Genomic DNA, 20,546 nt, shown 5'->3' with positions numbered 1-20,546 from the left:
ATAATTCATCCCGATATTCAGCAACGCCGTTTTTGCTTTAGGTACTCGGAATCATTGGTGAGAATTTGAGAACTTGATTCAACTTACCACTGCGATAACCTTCTAAATCGAGGGTGACGTAGATGAATCCCAAATCTTGAAATGCAGAGACTACTGTTTGTAAATCCGTACTCAAGACAAAATCTTTGATCTGTGCTGGTAACAATTCAATCCGGGCTGTATCTCCTTCCGAACGCACGCGCAAATTCTGCCAACCCAGCTTTCGCAGATAAATTTCTGCCCTACCGACTCTTTGCAATTTGGCGACGGTAATCTCTTCACCGTAAGGAAAGCGAGAACTCAGACAAGGTTGGGCGGGTTTATCCCACCAAGGTAAACCGAGTTGTTGTGAAAGTTGACGGACTTCAGCTTTAGTCACCCCAATTTCTGCTAAAGGCGATCGCGCCCCTCTTTCTTGAGCCGCTTGAATTCCTGGGCGATAATCGTGTAAATCATCAGCATTCACTCCATCCACTACATAGGGATAACCTAGCTGCAAAGCTAAGGGTTTGAGAGTATCATGCAATTCACTTTTGCAAAAATAACAACGGTTGACCGGGTTAGAAGTGTAATTGGGATTGTCCATTTCGTGAGTTTGGACAATTTTATGGGGAATCCCCATAGTTGCGGCTTGAATTTTCGCGTCTTCTAATTCTTCTGGTAACAGCGAAGGCGAAACAGCTGTCACAGCCAAAGCGCGATCGCCTAAGACATCATAAGCAATCTTGGCTACCAAAGTGCTGTCAATCCCTCCAGAGTAGGCAATCAAAGCCTGCTCCATTTCGCTAAATAAAACTTTTAATCGCTCCAGTTTTTCTGTCAACATGATTTCCTCATCTGAGGCAGATCCCATAGCACCCCACCAATCCTATCTTAGATATAAACCTGATGATTTTGAGGATGCGTTCGCCAGTCATTGATTGACAAATTTTAGATTTTGGATTGGGAATTTTCGGTACAAGCCCCCCCTTCAGGGCGGAATTAATCCAAAATTGATTGACCGCTGAACCATTATCAGCGAACCACTCCGATTTTTGGTGATTTAATATACTTACCTACTAGATTACCTAAAACAGATAAATCAATTGGTTTAGAAATATAATCATCAACTCCAGCCGCTAAACAAATTTCGCGATCGCCTTTCATGGCCATTGCTGTTTGAACAATGATTGGAATCATCTGATACTGCTTTTCTTCTCGTAGCTGCTGCACCAGCTTTAAACCATTTCCATCTGGCAGGTAGATATCCATTAAAATTACTATTGGCTTTAACTGTGTCAGCGCCGACCACATTTGGGTAGCATCCTTCACCCAAGTCACCTGATATCCCAATGTACCGAGATAAATTCGGATCATGTCAGCATTGGGTAAATCATTTTCCACCAACAGAATATCTTGATCAGAACTAGAGGTAATCACTGTCGATTGTGCTTGCTCATCCTCCTGGTCTCTCCCTTGGCGAGAAACCTCTATAGCCTCTACTTCTCCCTCACGTTTACCCAGTTCTCCAACAGGCTTCAAAGGAAGGACAATCGTAAAACGCGAACCGTGATCAACTTCCGATCCCACTTCCATCCAACCACCATGAATTTCCACCAACTTCCGAGTCACGGTTAACCCCAAACCAGTACCTTCATTGCGATTAACTACAGTATTGGCAATTTGAAAATAGGGTTGAAATAGTCGCGCTTGGTTTTCTGGGGAAATCCCAATTCCAGTATCCCAAACTATAAAATGTACAAATTCACCTTTGGGCAAAACTTCTAAACCAACAGAGCCTGTCTTGGTAAACTTGAGGGCATTAAACAGCAAATTCAACAGCATCTGCTTCAGTCTCAGAGGATCAGCAACTAGAGTTGTGACATTGGGGTCTAGCTTGAGGCGCAGTTGTAAACCCTTATTAGCGGCTTTCTCTTTGACGAGTGCTAAAACATTGCGACATATTTCTGGCACATTTATATTTTCCCATTCCACTTCCAGCTGGTTGGCTTCAATTTTAGAGAGGTCTAAAATATCATTGATCAGCGTGAGTAAATGCTTACCACTAGACTGAATGATCTTTAAATACTCTTGGTGGTGTTCTCTCGTGGGATCATAGCCTTGAGCTAAGAGGAGTTGGCTGAAACCGATAATCGAACTTAACGGTGTGCGGATTTCGTGACTGGTATTAGCCAGAAACTGGTTTTTCAGTTCATTGGTACGCTCTAGTTTTTCATTAGAACTACCTAGCTGTTGCGAGTGTTGTTGCAAAGATTGTATTTTTCTCAGTTGTGCCAGTGTCCCCACACACTGTTTAATCGATCGTGCCAGCAATTGCGATCTCAGTTGCCATTGGGATGCTGTGAGTGATTTAGCATGAGACTCTGAGGGGTTTTTAGAGATGATTAGCCAACCAATCACACCCCCAATATCATCAGTTAAGCGCCGCACATGATTTGGTTGTTGGCTTTCCAGCTGCTGTAAATCTTCAACTGCTATGACTGCTTGCAATTGCAATTGTAATTTTTGATCTTTCCTCTCGATAAATATCAGTTGTGGACATGGCGAGGAAAAACAAGAAACATAACAAACTTGAGCAATTTTGGCTCGCGGTTGAAAAAGAGCGATCGCTACCGTCATACTATTCAAAGCAATGCCCAGCTCGTTCACCATCGTTTGGAAAATTTCCGCTTCTGTGGTTCCCTGCGGTGAGACGTTACTACAAACTGAAAGTAGGCAATCATTAAGGCGACTTTGCAACTGGTTCAAGCTGCGTTCCAGCCACAACTCGGCACGAAGTTGCTGCATTGTTGTCAAAAGTTTTGGCGTTTCATCTACTGATGAGTTTTGTTCTGGTAAGCTTGAATATTGCTGCATGGTCAACTAGACCGTTGAACAAGTTTGGCTTGGCACAAAAAAATCACAAGAATTTATGTATATTAACTCACAATTTCCTTTTGTTTATAACTTATAACTTATAGTGTCGATTGTCACTAGTAAAACAAAAATTATTGTATAAAATCAACCTTTTAATATTTTTTTAGTATTTAGAACAAATGGATACACAAATTGCTCAACTAATCGTCAATGGAATTGCAGTCGGAAGCATTATTGCACTAGCAGCAGTCGGACTTACCCTTACCTACGGCATTTTACGGTTATCTAATTTTGCTCACGGTGATTTTCTCACTATGGGAGCCTATTTGACCCTGTTAGTAAATTCTGCTGGCATAAATATTTGGCTATCGATGATTTTGGCAGCTATGGGAACAGTAGCCGCAATGCTGCTGGCAGAAAAATTATTGTGGTCAAGAATGCGGTCAATGCGTGCCACTTCCACGACGCTGATTATTATCTCTATTGGACTGGCCTTATTCCTCCGCAATGGCATTATCTTTGTTTGGGGCGGCCAGAACCAAAATTACAATTTACCCGTAGCCACTGCTTTGAATATTTTTGGTATCCGGGTAGCGCAAAATCAATTGTTGGTATTGGGGTTAGCCGTGCTAGCAATTTTGGCACTGCACTATCTCCTGCAAAACACCAAAATTGGCAAAGCGATGCGAGCCGTGGCTGACGATTTAGATTTAGCTAGAGTATCTGGGATCAATGTGGAACAAGTCATCCTGTGGACTTGGATTATTGCCGGCACATTCACCTCTTTAGGTGGCAGTATGTATGGATTGATTACAGCTGTACGCCCGAATATGGGATGGTTTTTGATTTTGCCCTTATTCGCTTCCGTCATTTTAGGGGGTATTGGTAATCCCTACGGTGCGATCGCCGCCGCTTTAATTATTGGTGTCGCCCAAGAACTCAGCACCCTGTGGATAGGTTCTGAGTATAAACAAGGTATAGCCCTGCTGATGATGATTTTGGTGCTGCTCATTCGCCCCAAAGGTTTATTCAAAGGCACGATTTGAGCAGCACCACTCCACCTCTAATTACTCAATGATGTGGAAATAATAAGCTGCAACCAAAAAGTTAACAGCTAATAACAGCAATGCCCAACCAGCGCGAAAAGTGTACGGAGGTTTAGCTCCTGTTGCTGGAACTGGGGAATTTTTAACTCTAGCCATCGGTCGTTCTCCTTGATTCTTGACTTTCTAAGAAATACCAAACAGGTGTACCAAAAACCCAATTTCTTTAAAAATATTTGTGTATTGGGGAATGAGAAGAGGCAGAGGGGCAGGGGGAAAGAGGCAGGGGAGCAGGGAGCAGGGAGCAGGGGGGAGTTGAAAATTACTTTACACTTCCGGTTACTTAACAACTCAGAGGGTGTTTGCTTGATTGTGAAGCAATCGTTGGAAATTACTTTACACTTCCTTCCGGTTACTTAACAACCGTTCCTCTTCTCCCCTGCCCCCTGCACCCGTTCCTCTTATCTTCTCCCCTGCCTCTACTACTCTCCAGCATGGTAGGAACTACGAACCAATGGTCCTGAACGGACATGGTTGAATCCCATTTGCCATGCTACGCTACCTAGATCATCAAATTCTTCTGGTGTCCAGTATCTTTGAACTGGTAAATGTTCTAAGGAAGGACGCATATACTGGCCGATAGTCAGGCGATCGCACCCCACCGCCCTTAAATCCGCCATAGTTTCCATTAATTCCTCCCTCGTTTCGCCGTGTCCCAGCATCAAACCTGATTTGGTAGGAATAGTCGGATCAATTTCTTTAACTACGGCCAGGACTCTTAGAGAGCGGTCATACTTGGCTCCCCGACGCACGGGGCCTGTTAACCGCCGCACTGTTTCCACATTGTGATTAAAACAAGCAGGCTTGGCTGTGACAATTGTGGCTATCCTTTGCCGTTGACCTGACTCTCCAGCACCCACACCACCCCAAAAATCTGGTGTCAGCACTTCGATTTGAATCTCTGGATTTAACAGGCGAATAGTCTCTATTGTCTTCACAAACTGCCCCGCTCCCTGATCAGGCAAATCATCACGGGCTACAGAAGTTAGAACCACATAACGCAATCCCAAAAGCTGCACAGCTTCTGCTACTTTGCGCGGTTCCTCTGAGTCAATAGGCATTGGTGCATGACCTTTATCTACTTGACAAAAAGCACAAGAGCGTGTGCAGACTGGCCCTAATAGTAAAAAAGTCGCAGTTTTTTGAGCATAGCACTCCCCTCGGTTGGGGCATCGTCCTTCTTCACAAATAGTGTGAATTTGACGTTGCTTAATAATGCGTTGTACAGTAGAAAGTTCACTAGCTTTGCCAATGGGGCGACGTAACCAGCTAGGCATTGCCGTAATTTCCGACTTGAGTTGGGCTGGTTGTGGCGAAGTCATAGACATCCAAGCAATATCCAAAAGTACTGTAGGGCTAATTTCCAATGCACTAGCGCAAGGTTCAAGCCCTAAGTATCACCATGACACAAATTTTAAAAAAAATTAGCACTAGTTTTTTAAACTACTGCCATTTTTGCAATTTATAGCGAAATATACTATCCCCCAATGAACAAAAAATTTGTATATAGTGAGAACACCCTCAAAATAAAGTGTGCTGAGTCGAAAGTGCTATTAGGGTTAGGGTGCTGAGTTAAAAGACCGCCCACAACGGGCGGCGCTTGTACTTGAGGACTTCAATCCTTCCTTCCTTTGTGCTTCACTCAGCACTCAGCACTGAGTAATGTCAATCAGCAAAATCGCTATTTACATTTAAAATTTCTGTTAGAGCAATAAGTCGTGGTAAGCAACAAAATTTTAGTTATCGATGACACTACCGTTGTCAGGTTAAAAGTACGAGAAATGTTACCTCCTGGCAATTTCGAGGTATTAGAAGCAAAAGATGGTGTGGAAGGATACAATTTCATCCGTCAGGAAAAGCTCAGTTTAATCATGTTGGACTTTCTGCTACCGAAAATGAGTGGTTGGGAAGTTTTTCAGCAAGTTCAAGCACAGCCTGAGTTAAGAAAAATTCCCTTGGTGATCATGTCTGGTCGTAAGGAAGAGGTGACGCAAAAACTGACAGAACCTTTTGAATACTTTGAATTTTTGGGAAAGCCTTTTGACCAAAAGCAACTAATTACTGCGATTAAGTCAGCGATGGCCAAAGCTAAAAAGCCTCGCGCAGAAATAATTCCAGTAGCGGCTGTGGCCACCAAAAATATTCCGGTAGCTGCTTCCCGGATCGCAAATACCATCGTAGTACCTTCAGATAATCACTCATCTAACTCAGCAGAAATAAATGCGCTGAATGAAAAAATGATCAAAATGCAAGCAGAAATCGATGGCTTAAAGAAACAGCTAGGTCAGGTGGTGACTTTTATTAAACAAAAAATTAAGTAATATTTGCACCATCCCACCGTCCTTAATGCCTAGTCTCGAAAACAAATACTCAAATCTTGGGACTAATATCCTGCTGTCAGCCACCCTGTGAATGGATAATGTGCCTCCTCAAAATCAGTAGAGCATTGATATATCGCTCAGTCCTGCCAAAAGACTCAATTTCAGGGTAAAGGCAGGCTTTTTTATGGCAAAAGTCTGATTTTGTAAATAATCCAAGATTTCATATGTAATTTATGTATTGCGTATTGTTATTTCATCGCCATAAACTGAAAAATATCTAGTTTGCATATTTAAATTAGATTTAAGCTCACGCCAAGTCTTACCCACCCATGTTATACAAGTTAAATGTGGCACAGATTAGTAAGAATCAAGACATTTTTGGGAAAACTAATGAAGCGATCGCCAAGTCTGTCCTACCGTGCCAGTGAATCTCTTAGAAGAACAGCAGAGAAGGAATATTCACTCATGTGTCACATTCAGGTAATTAGCCTACATCCAATAATAGGGATTTACTCGAAAAATCCGACAAAATAATTCAACAGCATTGCAGCATAATTAGACAGAATAAATAATTCTAAAATTTATCAAAACTGAGAAATAAAAATGTCTCATATCCGAAAAAAAGATTTAATTTTAATCGTAGATGATACAAATACAAATCTAGAAGTTGTCTCTGAGGTACTTACTAATTCAGGCTTTGAAGTTGTTACCGCTATGGATGGAGAAATAGCCCTTAAACAGGTTCAAGATAGATTACCTGATTTGATTTTATTAGATGTCATGATGCCTAAACTAGACGGGTTAGAAACCTGTAAAAAGTTGAAAGACAATTTAACAACTCGTGATATACCTGTAATTTTTATGACAGGAATTTCTGATACAGATACTAAAGTTAAATGTTTTGCTTTAGGAGCGGTTGATTACATCACCAAACCTTTTCAAAAGGCAGAAATATTAGCGAGAATTAACACTCATTTGCAATTACGGCATCTTACCAAAACCTTAGAACAAAGAGTCACACAAAGGACAGCCGCACTTTCCCAAGCCTTAGAAGACCTCCAAAAGTCTCAACTCCAACTTGTACAGAAAGAAAAAATGTCTGCTCTGGGTCAATTAGTAGCAGGAATTGCTCACGAAATTAATAATCCAGTTGGTTGTATTTATGGCAATCTTACCCATGCTTCAGCATATTTTCAAGACATGAGCAAGCTGATTGACCTATATCAGCAACACTATCCTCACCCGGTTACAGAAATTCAAGCGGAAATCGCCGCCATAGACTTAGATTATCTGCGAACCGATTTACCTAACTTAATTGCTTCCATGAAAGACAGTGTTCAACGCATCTGCGACATCAGCAGCAGTTTACGCACCTTTTCTCGCGAAGATAGCGATCGCAAAGTTTCTTGTAATATTCATGAAGGTATTGATAGTACAATCATGATTCTTAAACACCGCTTGAAAGTCTCGAAAAATCGCCCTGATATTCAAGTAATTAGAGACTACGATATTTTACCACAAATCAAATGCTTTAGCGGTCAAATCAATCAAGTTTTTATGAATTTATTAGCTAATGCTATTGATGCTTTAGAAGAATCTAATATAGGGCGGAGCTATGGTGAAATTGAAGCTAATCCCAATCAAATAAAAATTCAAACTAGGCTGACTGAAGATTCCCATCATGTCTTAATTCGGATCAAGGATAATGGAGTGGGAATGTCAGATGATGTCCAGCAGAAAATATTTGAATATTTATTTACAACTAAACCTGTCGGACAGGGTACTGGTTTAGGATTATCAATTGCCCGTCAAATTATTGTGGAGAAGCACCAGGGAACTCTGGAAGTCAATTCAACACGAGGAAAAGGTTCAGAGTTCATCATCACCATTCCCATTTATGATAGTCCGCAACATAAAAATTTATAAAAAATATCTTGTTCTGAAAAAATAAATAGTTACTTTGAAGATTTTTTTGGGAAACATAACTGTAACATGATCATGCAAAATTTATGAATAAGACTATTAGTCAGTCAGTAAATACACTGAAATTACCTTTAGAACGTGACGTGTTTTTACGTGTATTGATTAGAGAATTATCTGGCACTTTACAGGATATAGTTGGCTTAAAAGAAGCTTCTGGATTTATTAGCGTAGTTGGTGAACGGATGGGTAGGCAGATTAACCAAGATTATAAATCTGCCTTGGAAATATCAAAGCTTTCCCGCGAGCAAGTGGCTGATGTCTTGGTTGATTTAAAAAAACGCATCCAAGGTGATTTTTACATAATTGAGCAGAATGAGCAAAAAATTGTCTTTGGCAACCGTATTTGTCCATTTGCCGAAAAAGTCCTTGACCGTCCGGCAATGTGTATGATGACTTCAAATGTCTTTGGAACCATCGCCGCCAATAATCTAGGATACGCCAAAGTGGAACTGCAAGAAACCATAGCGAAGGGCGCTTCTGAATGCAGAGTTACTCTTTACTTAAAATTCACAGCCGAGGCAGAAGAAACAGAAGGTAGAGAATACTTTGGGGGACTAGAAGCTGAATCTTGATTCACTTTTCGGCACTATGCCAACTATAAAGTGCTAGCTGAGTGCAGCTTCACTAAGTATAGTCAAACACTAAAATTGGAAGCTTCATGACTCCTGAACAATTTCTTGAACTTGCGAGAGTTTTGCCAGAACCTGTACTCTTGGTAAATAGTGAGGGTAAATTGCTAGTTGCCAATCAACCGATGGCAAATATGCTAGGTTTACGCCGTCAAGAAATTGAAGAAAAAATGCTCTTTGATGTTGTATTTGAATCTTCTAATGATATTAAAAAATACCTGCAAGCTTGTGCAAGCAGCAGAGATATGGTTATTGGCACTTTGACTTTACGCCACAATCATGGAAAAACTTTAATATGTCGTAGCCAGGGAGCAGTTATTCAACCTTGGTCTCCTGAATCTCCGGCTTTAATTTTTCTCCGTTTGGAAAGTAGGGCTACAGCCAGCAAGAATTTCGTTTTACTAAACAATAAGATAGATGAATTAGCCAAAGAAATCCAGAGGCGAAAACAGGCAGAAGCTGCACTCTTAAAAGCGAATGAAGAGCTAGAAATCCGCGTTGAGGAACGGACAAAGGCTGTTCAAGAAACACTAAATAAACTGCAAATTACCCAGACTCAACTCATTCAAGCTGAGAAAATGTCAAGTTTAGGTCAAATGGTTGCTGGTGTTGCCCATGAAATTAATAATCCCATAAATTTTATTAATGGTAACCTTCATTACGCCGAGAAATCTACTGAAACTTTGCTCAAATTATTACAACTTTATCAACAGCACTGTTTAAATATTTCTCCAGAAATTCAAGCGCAAATAGAAGAGATAGATTTAAATTTTCTCATTCCAGATATGACTAAACTCTTCCAATCTATGAAGGTAGGAACACAGAGGATTCGGGAAATTGTCAAATCTCTACGCAACTTCTCCAGATTGGATGAAGCCGAATTCAAACAAGTTAATATTCATGAAGGAATTGACAGTGCCTTAATGATTCTGCAACACCGATTGCAAGCTATAAATCAATATCCAGAAATCAAAGTCAACCGAAAATACGGAAAACTTCCTCAGATCACCTGCTATCCTTCTCAACTAAATCAGGTATTGATGAATATTCTTGCTAATGCCATTGATGCCCTAGAAGAGTCAGCAGTGAATGGGATGTTATCAGATGACCCCGAAATTGAAATTCAAACTCAACTAATCGATCAAATGTGGGTGCGTATAACTATTACCGACAATGGAATAGGAATAGATGAAAAAATCAACTCAAAATTATTTGACCCTTTTTTCACAACTAAACCGATAGGGAAAGGAACAGGTTTAGGATTATTTGTCAGCTATCAAATAGTGGAAAAACATGGCGGAAAACTGAGTTTTTGCTCTACTCCCGGACAAGGTGCAGAATTTGTCATTAAGATTCCTGTTAGTAGGGGTGCAAAAATTTGCACCCCTACAGCTTCAGAAATGAGTTAAGAAGAGTACAATTTACAACTCTTCTGGTTGCTGTATGGAAATTGCACTGACTTGAGTTCTCTCAATCAGTTTTGCTTGCAGCATTGCAGTGTTAGAGATAGAATTGTTCGCCAGTGTAAATAGTGGATTGGACAAAACCCCGGCAATGGTAGTGGCAATTAAAGTTACGATTAATCCCACTTGCAAAGGTCTAAATCCAGGTAAATTCCACCGGATTTCTGGATAATTCTTGACAACCTCGGACATTTCTTGGGGTTCTTTGACTACCATCATTTTGACTACACGAATGTAGTAGTAGATGGAGACTACACTGGTAACTAAGCCCAGCAAAACTAACCAGTAAAGCCCAGCTTGCCAACCAGCCCAGAACAAGTAAATTTTCCCAAAAAACCCAGCTAATGGCGGAATACCACCTAATGAAAGTAGGGAGATACTCAAGCCTAGTGTCAGGAGTGGGTCTTTTTGATACAAGCCAGAGTATTCGGCAATTTGGTCGGTTCCTGTACGTAGAGAGAAGAGAATGATGCAGGTAAACCCGCACAGGTTCATGAACAGGTAGACCATCAGGTAAAATATCATACTGGCGTAACCTGCTTCAGTGCCGGCAATCATGCCAATCATCACAAATCCAGCTTGAGCAATGGATGAATAAGCTAACATCCGTTTCATGCTGGTTTGGGCGAGGGCGACTACGTTACCCAATACCATACTGAGAACTGCAAGGGCAGTGAAAATAAATCTCCATTCGTCAGCAACGAGGGGGAAGACTGTTGTCAGTAAGCGAATGGCTAGGGCAAACCCAGCTGCTTTGGAACCGACAGATAAAAAGGCAATCACTGGGGTGGGAGCGCCTTCGTAAACGTCTGGTGTCCACTGGTGAAAGGGTGCAGCGGAGATTTTAAAGCCGATACCTGCAATCACGAAAATGAGAGCAATTACCAAACCTAACGATTGACCAATATTAGCTGCGGCAATACCATTAGCGATCGCATCTAATTCTGTTTGTCCACCTGATAGACCGTACAGCAGCGAAACGCCGTATAAAAATATTGCCGTACTGGAAGCTCCAATCAACAGGTATTTTAGCGCAGCTTCGTTAGAGCGGGGGTCACGCTTGGTATAACCTGTGAGCAAGTAAGAGGAGATACTGAGAGTTTCTAGTGAGATAAAAATCATCACTAACTCACTAGCACCGGATAAAAACATTCCTCCCAAAGTTGCAGTCAGCAAAATGGCGATGAATTCGGCTAAAGCAGTGCCACTCTGCTCAATGTAGCGAATTGACATCAAGATTGTGACAGCAGCAGACAACGCGATAATCCCGCGAAAGACAATACTGAGGTCATCACCAATAAAGCTACCGGTAAAGGAGATGGGATTAGTCGCATCCCATTGAAGATAGAGTGCGCCAATCGCAGCGACTAAACCTGCGATCGCCAGATATCCAATCCAGCGTGAAGATGTACGTCCCAAAATCAAATCAACAATCAAAACCCCTAAGAGGGTGACAATTACAATCCCCTCTGGCAAAATCGTTCCAGCATTCAACTGGGATGTAAGATTAGCAAAATCCATGAGATATATAGGTTTTGACGATTAGACATTAAGGCTAGCTGAGTTTATTCTATCTATTGTTATTCACCAAAGTTGCATTTATCTTTTTGGGGAGAAGATCAGAGGCAGGGGGGAAGATCAGAGGCAGGGTGCAGGGGGGAAGATAGTTATTTCCCAATGACCAATGACTAATGACCAATGACTAATGACTAATGACTAATGACTAATGACCAATGACCAATGACCAATGACCAATGACCAATGACCAATGACCAATGACCAACAAGTAAGCAGCTCAGTGAATTACTGAACTGCTAATTTTAGAATTATTTTTGATTGGCAAATGCACTAAACAGCATTTACCTGACTGTTAATAGCGTTGTGAGTATCCACCACCAGAGCGGCTACCTTTCTCTTCCCGTGGTTTCGCTTTATTAACTTTCATTGCACGACCCATCCATTCGGCACCATCTAGAGCCTCAATCGCAGCCTCTTCTGCGGCTTCTGATTCCATTTCTACGAAACCAAAACCTCGTGCGCGCCCCGTTTCCCTATCTGTGGGTAATTGAACTCGCTTGACAGTGCCGTAATCGGAAAATACTTGAGTGAGGTCGTCTTCTGTGACGCTGTAGGATAGGTTGCCTACGTAAATTGACATGAAACTCTCCAAAATCCATTGATGCAGAGATGTTTATCCGGAGAGCCGCTTGTATTTATTAGTAAAAACAAGATCAGTATCGCCGAATTTAACTACTCCAAAGAAATCCTAACATAACTTTTATCAATAAAAAGCTGATAATTTGCATTCTTTTGCATATATATGGTAATGTTCATTAAATTTTTATATATTTCCGATTTTTATAGCTGATGAGCTAAATTTTCCGATGGATTAATTTTCTCCGCCCTCGATCCTGTCTTCACTGTCTCCATTTGAATTAAAGGAGTTAAGGTAAGGTATTAACGTTATTGAACTTCAGGGGTATTTTGAAAACTATATTCGCCAATTATGCCCTAGATAAGTTAAAGATTGAAATAGCTGACAATTCACATCCAGGATTCCTCTAACCTATCCTCTAGGAAAAACTGCGCCCTGATTATAGCGTCTTTTCGCCCTAGCGGGCAGCTTGTGTGAGGATGAAATCACAACCCTAAGCGTGACGTTTAATCTTGAGATTTCACCCAAATCACCCCAATTTGACTGTTTAGCTGAACAGCTACTCTTTTTCTTGAAATTTCCATGTCAACCCTCGTCATCGTTGAATCTCCGACCAAAGCTCGTACCATTCGCAACTACCTGCCAAAAGACTATCGGGTGGAAGCGTCTATGGGTCATGTCCGTGACCTACCCCAATCAGCTAGTGAAATTCCCGCCGCCGTGAAAGCAGAACGGTGGGCGCAGCTGGGGGTAAATATAGACGCAGACTTTGAACCGGTGTATGTTGTCCCCAAAGACAAAAAGAAAGTTGTTACCCAGCTCAAAGATGCCCTCAAGGGTGTTGATGAACTGATTCTGGCAACTGACGAAGACCGGGAAGGTGAAAGCATTAGTTGGCATTTATACCAGTTGCTGAAGCCAAAAGTTCCGACTAAGCGAATGGTGTTTCACGAAATTACCCAAGAAGCTATCAAAAAAGCTTTGAACAACTGCCGCGATATTGATGAGCAGTTAGTTCGCGCCCAAGAAACACGGCGAATTTTGGATCGATTGGTGGGCTATACCCTGTCTCCCCTGCTGTGGAAAAAAATCGCCTGGGGATTATCTGCTGGGCGAGTTCAATCTGTAGCTGTGCGACTTTTAGTCAAAAAGGAACGCCAACGCCGCGCCTTCCATGAAGGTACATATTGGGATTTAAAAGCTAGCTTGGTGCAGGAAAAAACTGCCTTTGCTGCCCAATTGACCACACTAGGAGGAACCAAAGTAGCCACTGGCAGCGATTTTGATGCAGCCACAGGACAAATTACCGCAGGTCGCAATGTCTTGTTGCTCAACGAAGAGCAAGCTCTAGCTCTCCAGGAACGTTTGACCGGAAAAACCTGGAATGTCAACAGCATCGATGAACGCCCAGTCACGCGTAAACCTGCGCCACCCTTTACTACTTCGACACTGCAACAAGAATCCAACCGCAAACTGCGTCTTTCTGCCAGAGACACAATGCGAACTGCCCAGAATTTGTATGAGCAAGGGTATATCACCTATATGCGGACAGATTCGGTACATTTATCCGATCAGGCGCTGACAGCAGCTCGTAGCTGTGTAGAACAACTTTATGGGAAAAACTACCTCAGCCCCGAACCTCGGCAATACACCACCAAATCGAAAGGCGCACAAGAAGCCCACGAAGCTATTCGTCCGGCTGGTAGTACTTTCCGGACTCCCCAAGAAACTGGTTTAGGTGGTCGGGAACTCGCGCTTTATGACTTGATTTGGAAGCGGACTGTCGCTAGTCAAATGGCTGACTGTCGCCAAACCCAAATTAGCGTCCAGCTGCAAGTTGAAGACGCTGGCTTTCGTGCTTCTGGTAAGCGGATTGATTTTCCGGGATTCTTGCGCGCTTATGTGGAAGGTTCAGATGATCCAGATGCCGCTTTAGAAGATCAGGAAGTTATTTTGCCCAGTTTAAAAGTGGGTGATCATCCTGATTGTACTGATTTAGAAGCCGTGGGTCACGAAACCCAACCACCAGCAAGATATACCGAAGCTACTCTAGTGAAAACTCTAGAAAGTGAAGGCATTGGTCGCCCTAGTACCTACGCCAGCATCATCGGCACAATCATTGATAAGGGTTACGCCCAATTGGTGAGTAATGCCCTGATTCCTACCTTCACTGCTTTCGCCGTCACCAACCTCTTAGAAAAGCATTTCCCGGATGTTGTAGACCCCAGTTTCACTTCCAAGATGGAACAAACCCTGGATGACATTGCCACAGGTGAAGCTAAGTGGTTACCCTATTTACAGGAATTTTATCTGGGAGACAAAGGTTTAGAAACTTTAGTCAAAGAACAGGAAAGTCAAATCGATGCCAGTCAAGCCAGAACGGTATTACTGGAAAATTTAGATGCCAAAGTCCGCATTGGCAAATATGGCCCCTACATCGAAGTTGACAATGATGGCACTGTGATTACTGCCTCAATTCCCAAAGACCTCACACCATCTGACCTCGACCCGAAACAAGTAGAAGTCCTGCTGCGGCAAAAAACAGTGGGGCCTGACCAAGTAGGTCGGCATCCTGAAACTGGTGAACCAATTTATCTCAAAATTGGTACTTACGGCCCCTATGTGCAGTTGGGTGACAAAACCGAAGAAAATCCCAAACCCAAACAAACTTCTTTACCTAAAGGTGTCACGCCAGAAAATGTCACCTTAGAGATGGCTGTGGGTCTTTTGGCTCTACCCCGGACATTGGGAGTACATCCGGACACAGGTAAGAAAATTCAAGCTAGTTTGGGGCGTTTTGGCCCTTATGTCGTTCACGACCAGGGTAAAGAAGGCAAAGACTATCGCTCTCTCAAAGCTGCTGATAATGTGCTGACAGTTTCGCTGGAACGGGCATTGGAGTTATTAGCCGAACCGAAAAAGGGACGTGGCTCCAGCAGTAGCAAGTCTAAGGCAGCTTTACGCGAATTGGGTATGCACCCGGAAGAAGGTACGCCAGTGAATATTTATGATGGTCCCTATGGCCCTTATATTAAGCACGGCAAAGTTAATGTCAGCATCCCAGAAGGTGAATCGGTAGAAGATGTCACACTATCTACAGCGTTAGAATTATTAGCAACCAAAGCATCCACTAAAAAAACTACTCGCAAGACGAGTAAATCGACAACTTCTCGAGCCAAGTCAACTGCTAAATCATCGAAGACCAGCGCTAAAAAAAATGATGCTGAAGGTTAGTTAAGGTCAAGAATCAACAGTCCATAGTTGTAGTAAAACTTGCTAACTATGGACTTTTGGCTTTTGAGGAAGAACACCGATCATTAGTGAGATGCCATTTTGTAGGTTTGTAATGTGATACTCTAAAAAGTAAGGGGAATCACAACTCCAAATTCTCGAAGTAGCTCACTTCCAGAATGAGGAAGTTTGTATCAGCCTGTTCTCAAACAAGAGGTGCAAAAGTACGCGAGTTCTGCGTAACTGTTAGTCAAAATATTGAGGTAGTATCTCAGGAGCGGTCAGTTCAATGGACTATATAGATAAAGTGCTAGAAAAGCTGAAGGCGTTGGCACGCAAGCTCATTGAAGGCTTATTAGGGCCAGAATGCGAGCCAGAACCGGAATTAATTCCGATTCCTGTACATGAGCGATCGCGTCGTCGTTAAGCAGCCAAAAGAAATTGAACTCATCTTCACCACTGATCAGCATTTTAGTGCTGCACGGGCCAAATTTGAATTTACTAGGACAGCGAGAACCAGGAATTTATGGTTCCTTGGGGCTGGCTGAAATTAATCGCTTGTTAGAAGAAGAAGCTTTGAAGTTTCAGGCGAAAGTAATTTCCGTGCAGTCAAATCATGAGGGGGTTTTGGTAGATACTATTCATGAGGCATTAGGAAAACATCAGGGAATTTTGATTAATGCCGGGGCTTACACCCACACGAGTGTGGCTTTGCGGGATGCGATCGCTGGTGTTAACCTACCTACAGTAGAAGTACATTTGAGCAACATTTATCGCCGGGAAGAGTTCCGCCACCATTCTTTCATCGCGCCCGTAGCCATCGGACAAATCAGCGGTTTTGGTGTGCAAAGTTATTTATTGGGCTTACAGGCTCTAGTGCATCATTTAAGAAATAAATAAGTTAAGATTTATTTTTTCTGAGTATGCGCTATCCACTGATTAATCGGTTTAAAGGTACGTTATTAGGGGCATTACTGGGTGAAGTTTTAGCCAAAAATGCTCATCAGCAGTATTCTTTTTGCTCTGATGTCAGCCAAATAGCAGTTCTGGGTACCCAAAGCTTAATCGAGTTAGGCAAATTAGATATAGATAATTGGCTAGAGCGTCATCAACGAAAATATTTTCATTTAGATATAACTGATGGTGTTTTACCAAAAGCGATGATTGTCACGTTACCAGTGACACTTTTTTTTCATGAGAATACGGCTAACCTGCGACAAAAGTTGCTGGATGTGTTGCAAATATGGGGAGATGACCCAATTATCAGGGATGGCACACTAGCAGTAGGATATGCGATCGCTCAATGTTTCACAGAAAAACTTCATCCCCACACCCTCATACCAGAAATCATCGCCTTTATCGGCGAAACATCGACACTTTTACCACAAAAACTCCTAAAACTTAATGATTTGTTAGATAAAGGAGTTGGGCTAGAAACCGCACAAGCCGAATTCAGTAGAGAAGAAGAGCCGAGTAATGCTATTGCTATGGCATTTTACTGCTTTCTCAGCACCTTGGAAGACCTGCGTCTGGCGGTTTTACGGGCTACTCACAAAGATAATACCTGGCGAAGAGAAACCGGAAATTTAGATTCGCAAACCATTAATGTAATTACTGGTGCATTATCCGGAGCGTACAACAGTACTGCGGGTATTCCCGTAAAATGGCGGGTTTTATCCAGTCCAACCAATTTAGCCACTTGGGAACTAACAAATTTTTCCCAGGTGCTAGAATTAGCTGATGCACTTGTTGCTGTATGGTCAGGAGTGTATGATCCCGCCCTACATCTGAAGGAGTCCCCAGAGGAGGGATGTGTGAGATATCAACAACAGTCTCAGCTTTGTGTCTTTGCATCCCCTCGCGTTATCCAATCGCGTTCATCTTAATGGTCACCGTTCAATCTGTAGGCGCAAAATACCAACGAATAAATCAAAAAATTAGTAGTTTTGTACTCTCCAAGTATAACCTTAGTCTGTAGGTAGCTATTGTGTGCAATCGGCTTCAACCAGATCCCATTACCGATGTTCTCATCGTGTCCATCACCCCTTGGGCTTTTTTGAGGATTGTCTTGTTTTGAGTGATCAAAGTAAGCAGCCAGAAATATGAAAAAGCAGCGATTTTTTAAGTCTTTTGACAACAGCGAACAGCAAAAACCAGAAATAGCACTCAGAACAATGGCAAAAACGGTCAGAATTCGCCGCGGGATTGATGCAGTATGTCTCGGCTGGGTGCATGAAAAGCGTTCCTCTGTGGTTTTGGCGATCGCTGTAGTATCTCTTACAGGAGTTATGGGGCATAAACTATACAATCAACCCCAGTTGGCAGTTGGTACTCCTGCACCCGAAACGATGAAAGCACCCTATACTGCTAGCATTGAGGATCAAGAAGAAACAGAAGCCCAACGCCAAGCCGCTAGTAGAAGTTCCGTTCCAGTGTTGATGGTGGATGTCCCAAGGACTGAAAGAATCAACAAAAATTTACAGCAACTTCTGGATGAAGGCAATAAAATTCGCACTATTGCCGGAGTTTTTCCTTTTTTTGATACAACAGTTTTGTCTGTTCCTACGCAGCATTATCTGCGCTCATGTTCTGCCTCGGAATGGAAAACGCTACTGATCACTTTAAAATATACTAGCCAAGACAAATCAGGCTTGTTATTGGACAGAAACAGAAGTAATCTCGGAAATAGACAGCCAGGTGGCATAGCACAAAAATTTCCCACGTCCCAATATCTGCCTTTATTTCCATCATCTACGGGTTTACCGATTTCAGAACACCAATCTTTGTCTCATCTGCTCAATTCAGGTAATCTACCTCTGTTTCTGTCTCCAATAGAGGAAAAACCCGTTAATATTTCCCAAAACACTGACTTTACTCAAGCAGTAGCGGAACTCAAAGCTTATCGCGCCACAACTTCAGAGCAAAACTTGGATTCACTCATAGTCCAAACCTCGCAAGTCCGCCAAGCATACACCCAAGCAAGAATCCAACTTTTACAGCCAGAGAAGGCCAATTTCAAGAAATTTTACAGCGAAACTGCCTTTCTGAAATTATCAGATAATGAATGGCTCCAAGCACAAACAGGAATTCGCCAGAGTGCGGAAAGGATTCTGACTCAAGGGATTCCCCCAGGATTACCCTCAAGTATTCTACTGAATGCGGTGAATTTACAAGTACAGGAATTTGTGCCAAAAAATGCTGAACCCTTGGTCAGCAAATTGTTGTTGTCTGTGCTGCAACCAAATCTCAAGAATGATGAAGAACAAACGAAACAACAAATACAGCAAGCATCAGATGATGTATCACCTGTGATGGTGGAGGTGCAGCAAGGAGAGCTGATTGTCACCAAGGGAGAGGATATTACTCAATGGCACTTTGATGTCTTGGAGCATTATCAATTAATTCGCCGGGAAAATAACTGGCTACAATTGACAAAATTAGCCAGTATTGTGACTGTGGCAATTGGCATTTTTGTTCTGGTGGGAAGACAAAGGTCGTGCAAATTGCGGCAGCGTGATTACCTGTTAATACTGCTGCTGACCCTCAGTACCCCAGGAGTGCTAGCCTTTGGCGTACCATATACGACTTGGAGCGCCCTTGGTTTATTGTTAGGTAGCTTCTATGCACCTGTTTTGGGTGTGACTGTTGTGGGACTGCTGCTGCTAATTCTACCCATGACCGTAGAAATCAGCATAATTACCCTTTTGGCTGGTGGGGCGGCGGGAATATTAGGCAGTAGTATGGCGCAAAAATTGCGATCGCGCGAAGAGTTGGCATTATTAGGTGTAGCGATCGCCTTAACTCAGGGTGGTATGTACCTAGTCATGAAGCTGCTCATCGGTGCAGCATTTGGCGGAGCTTGGTATGCTGTACTTCAAGGATCAGCATTATTTGCTTTATCTGGTTTAGCCTGGAGTATTATCGCCTTGGGCTTAAGTCCTTACCTGGAAAAAGTATTCGATTTAGTTACCCCCATTCGATTAGCTGAACTAGCCAATCCGAATCGCCCCTTATTAAAACGACTAGCCACTGAAACACCTGGTACTTTTCAGCATACTTTGTTAGTCGCCACTCTGGCTGAAGCTGCTGCCAAAGAATTGGGATGTAATGTAGAACTGGTCAGGGCTGGAACTTTGTATCATGATATCGGTAAAATGCACGACCCTCTGGGCTTTATTGAAAATCAAATGGGGGGGCCGAATAAACATGAAACAGAGATTAAAGATCCTTGGAAGAGTGCCGCAATTATCAAAAAGCACGTCACTGAGGGTTTGGTGATGGCGCAAAAGCACCTTTTACCCACAGCGATACAAGCTTTTATTCCTGAGCATCAAGGAACAATGTTGATTGCCTATTTCTATCACCAAGCACAACAAATGTCTCAGGAAAATCCCAATTTAATCCTAGATGACGCAGATTTTCGCTATGACGGCCCCATTCCCCAATCACGGGAAACCGGCATAGTCATGTTAGCAGACTCCTGCGAAGCGGCACTGCGATCGCTCAAAGATGCCACTCCAGAACAAGCCTTAACCATGCTGAATAATATTCTCCGTGCCAAATGGCAAGATAATCAAATGGCAGATTCAGGACTGACACGGCAAGAAATGTCAGAAATCAGCCAAATCTTTGTCGATGTTTGGCTGCAATTTCACCACAAGCGCATTGCTTATCCCAAATTAAAGGCAGCTAAGAATGGTCATTAGTCATTAGTCATTGGTCATTGGTCATTGGGAATTCATAATCCCCCCTGCACCTGTCTCTTA

General features: G+C 42.5%; 16 protein-coding genes. 10 read left to right on the top strand and 6 right to left on the bottom strand.

The features are described 5' to 3' along the window. Nucleotides 1–37: 37 nt before the first annotated feature. Nucleotides 38–865 (bottom strand): ATP-dependent sacrificial sulfur transferase LarE, encoded by an 828-nt coding sequence (larE, locus tag AACX33_RS13560; protein ID WP_194002407.1) that lies wholly within the window; start codon nt 863–865, stop codon nt 38–40. A 188-nt stretch (nt 866–1,053) separates the two neighbouring features. Further along, nucleotides 1,054–2,895: a hybrid histidine kinase/response regulator HrmK gene (gene hrmK / locus AACX33_RS13555; RefSeq protein WP_194002271.1), complete on the bottom strand. Its 1,842-nt coding sequence runs from the start codon at nt 2,893–2,895 to the stop codon at nt 1,054–1,056. A 179-nt stretch (nt 2,896–3,074) separates the two neighbouring features. Here hrmK and AACX33_RS13550 point away from each other — a divergent pair, with 179 nt between their 5' ends. Beyond that, nucleotides 3,075–3,941 carry a branched-chain amino acid ABC transporter permease gene (locus AACX33_RS13550; RefSeq protein WP_194002269.1) on the top strand — a complete coding sequence of 289 codons (867 nt, stop codon included), beginning with the start codon at nt 3,075–3,077 and terminating at the stop codon, nt 3,939–3,941. Between the two features lie 21 nt (nt 3,942–3,962). On the opposite strand, the gene AACX33_RS13545 is transcribed toward AACX33_RS13550, so the two are convergent. Further along, nucleotides 3,963–4,097 (bottom strand): photosystem I protein PsaX, encoded by a 135-nt coding sequence (locus AACX33_RS13545; protein ID WP_194002267.1) that lies wholly within the window; start codon nt 4,095–4,097, stop codon nt 3,963–3,965. A gap of 323 nt (nt 4,098–4,420) precedes the next feature. Beyond that, nucleotides 4,421–5,320: a lipoyl synthase gene (gene lipA / locus AACX33_RS13540; protein WP_194002405.1), complete on the bottom strand. Its 900-nt coding sequence runs from the start codon at nt 5,318–5,320 to the stop codon at nt 4,421–4,423. Between the two features lie 396 nt (nt 5,321–5,716). Here lipA and AACX33_RS13535 point away from each other — a divergent pair, with 396 nt between their 5' ends. The 4 genes from AACX33_RS13535 to AACX33_RS13520 all read left to right on the top strand — a co-directional run bounded on the left by AACX33_RS13535 (nt 5,717) and on the right by AACX33_RS13520 (nt 10,340). Then, on the top strand, nt 5,717–6,319 hold the full coding sequence (locus tag AACX33_RS13535) for a response regulator (protein ID WP_194002265.1): 603 nt from the start codon (nt 5,717–5,719) through the stop codon (nt 6,317–6,319). A gap of 603 nt (nt 6,320–6,922) precedes the next feature. Beyond that, on the top strand, nt 6,923–8,245 hold the full coding sequence (locus tag AACX33_RS13530) for a hybrid sensor histidine kinase/response regulator (RefSeq protein WP_194002263.1): 1,323 nt from the start codon (nt 6,923–6,925) through the stop codon (nt 8,243–8,245). A gap of 83 nt (nt 8,246–8,328) precedes the next feature. Next, entirely contained in the window at nt 8,329–8,874 is a 546-nt protein-coding gene (locus tag AACX33_RS13525; protein ID WP_194002261.1) for a methanogen output domain 1-containing protein, read from the top strand. Between the two features lie 86 nt (nt 8,875–8,960). Further along, nucleotides 8,961–10,340 (top strand): PAS domain-containing sensor histidine kinase, encoded by a 1,380-nt coding sequence (locus AACX33_RS13520; protein WP_194002259.1) that lies wholly within the window; start codon nt 8,961–8,963, stop codon nt 10,338–10,340. A gap of 12 nt (nt 10,341–10,352) precedes the next feature. Here AACX33_RS13520 and AACX33_RS13515 read toward each other — a convergent pair whose 3' ends face one another. After that, nucleotides 10,353–11,915, bottom strand: a complete 1,563-nt coding sequence (locus tag AACX33_RS13515) for an NAD(P)H-quinone oxidoreductase subunit N (protein WP_194002257.1) — start codon at nt 11,913–11,915, stop codon at nt 10,353–10,355. Between the two features lie 349 nt (nt 11,916–12,264). Beyond that, nucleotides 12,265–12,552, bottom strand: coding sequence for an RNA recognition motif domain-containing protein (locus tag AACX33_RS13510; protein WP_194002255.1), 288 nt, complete (start codon nt 12,550–12,552; stop codon nt 12,265–12,267). A gap of 579 nt (nt 12,553–13,131) precedes the next feature. On the opposite strand from AACX33_RS13510, the gene topA reads away from it, so the two are divergent. From topA to AACX33_RS13485, 5 genes are all read left to right on the top strand, one after another. Further along, the gene (topA, locus tag AACX33_RS13505; RefSeq protein ID WP_194002253.1) at nt 13,132–15,783 is read left to right on the top strand and encodes a type I DNA topoisomerase; all 2,652 of its coding nucleotides are present in this window, start codon (nt 13,132–13,134) and stop codon (nt 15,781–15,783) included. 286 nt (nt 15,784–16,069) lie between these two features. Then, the gene (locus tag AACX33_RS13500; RefSeq protein ID WP_194002251.1) at nt 16,070–16,207 is read left to right on the top strand and encodes a hypothetical protein; all 138 of its coding nucleotides are present in this window, start codon (nt 16,070–16,072) and stop codon (nt 16,205–16,207) included. Between the two features lie 14 nt (nt 16,208–16,221). Beyond that, nucleotides 16,222–16,680 carry a type II 3-dehydroquinate dehydratase gene (gene aroQ / locus AACX33_RS13495; RefSeq protein WP_227789084.1) on the top strand — a complete coding sequence of 153 codons (459 nt, stop codon included), beginning with the start codon at nt 16,222–16,224 and terminating at the stop codon, nt 16,678–16,680. Nucleotides 16,681–16,703: 23 nt separating this feature from the next. After that, nucleotides 16,704–17,666 (top strand): ADP-ribosylglycohydrolase family protein, encoded by a 963-nt coding sequence (locus AACX33_RS13490; RefSeq protein ID WP_194002249.1) that lies wholly within the window; start codon nt 16,704–16,706, stop codon nt 17,664–17,666. A 216-nt stretch (nt 17,667–17,882) separates the two neighbouring features. Next, the gene (locus tag AACX33_RS13485; RefSeq protein ID WP_227789083.1) at nt 17,883–20,486 is read left to right on the top strand and encodes an HD family phosphohydrolase; all 2,604 of its coding nucleotides are present in this window, start codon (nt 17,883–17,885) and stop codon (nt 20,484–20,486) included. The last annotated feature ends 60 nt before the right edge of the window (nt 20,487–20,546 follow it).

It is taken from the genome of Nodularia sp. LEGE 04288, from assembly GCF_963896525.1.
Classification (GTDB): Bacteria; Cyanobacteriota; Cyanobacteriia; order Cyanobacteriales; family Nostocaceae; genus Nodularia.
The sequence above is the reverse complement of the archived record's forward strand: the minus strand, read 5'-3'. Positions and strand labels throughout refer to the sequence as shown.

What these genes read in the sequence shown, in the direction of transcription:
- larE (WP_194002407.1), bottom strand. Translation starts at nt 865, where the DNA reads ATGTTGACAGAAAAACTGGAGCGATTAAAAGTTTTATTTAGCGAAATG.
- hrmK (WP_194002271.1), bottom strand. Translation starts at nt 2,895, where the DNA reads ATGCAGCAATATTCAAGCTTACCAGAACAAAACTCATCAGTAGATGAA.
- AACX33_RS13550 (WP_194002269.1), top strand. Translation starts at nt 3,075, where the DNA reads ATGGATACACAAATTGCTCAACTAATCGTCAATGGAATTGCAGTCGGA.
- AACX33_RS13545 (WP_194002267.1), bottom strand. Translation starts at nt 4,097, where the DNA reads ATGGCTAGAGTTAAAAATTCCCCAGTTCCAGCAACAGGAGCTAAACCT.
- lipA (WP_194002405.1), bottom strand. Translation starts at nt 5,320, where the DNA reads ATGACTTCGCCACAACCAGCCCAACTCAAGTCGGAAATTACGGCAATG.
- AACX33_RS13530 (WP_194002263.1), top strand. Translation starts at nt 6,923, where the DNA reads ATGTCTCATATCCGAAAAAAAGATTTAATTTTAATCGTAGATGATACA.
- AACX33_RS13525 (WP_194002261.1), top strand. Translation starts at nt 8,329, where the DNA reads ATGAATAAGACTATTAGTCAGTCAGTAAATACACTGAAATTACCTTTA.
- AACX33_RS13520 (WP_194002259.1), top strand. Translation starts at nt 8,961, where the DNA reads ATGACTCCTGAACAATTTCTTGAACTTGCGAGAGTTTTGCCAGAACCT.
- AACX33_RS13515 (WP_194002257.1), bottom strand. Translation starts at nt 11,915, where the DNA reads ATGGATTTTGCTAATCTTACATCCCAGTTGAATGCTGGAACGATTTTG.
- AACX33_RS13510 (WP_194002255.1), bottom strand. Translation starts at nt 12,552, where the DNA reads ATGTCAATTTACGTAGGCAACCTATCCTACAGCGTCACAGAAGACGAC.
- topA (WP_194002253.1), top strand. Translation starts at nt 13,132, where the DNA reads ATGTCAACCCTCGTCATCGTTGAATCTCCGACCAAAGCTCGTACCATT.
- AACX33_RS13500 (WP_194002251.1), top strand. Translation starts at nt 16,070, where the DNA reads ATGGACTATATAGATAAAGTGCTAGAAAAGCTGAAGGCGTTGGCACGC.
- AACX33_RS13490 (WP_194002249.1), top strand. Translation starts at nt 16,704, where the DNA reads ATGCGCTATCCACTGATTAATCGGTTTAAAGGTACGTTATTAGGGGCA.
- AACX33_RS13485 (WP_227789083.1), top strand. Translation starts at nt 17,883, where the DNA reads ATGAAAAAGCAGCGATTTTTTAAGTCTTTTGACAACAGCGAACAGCAA.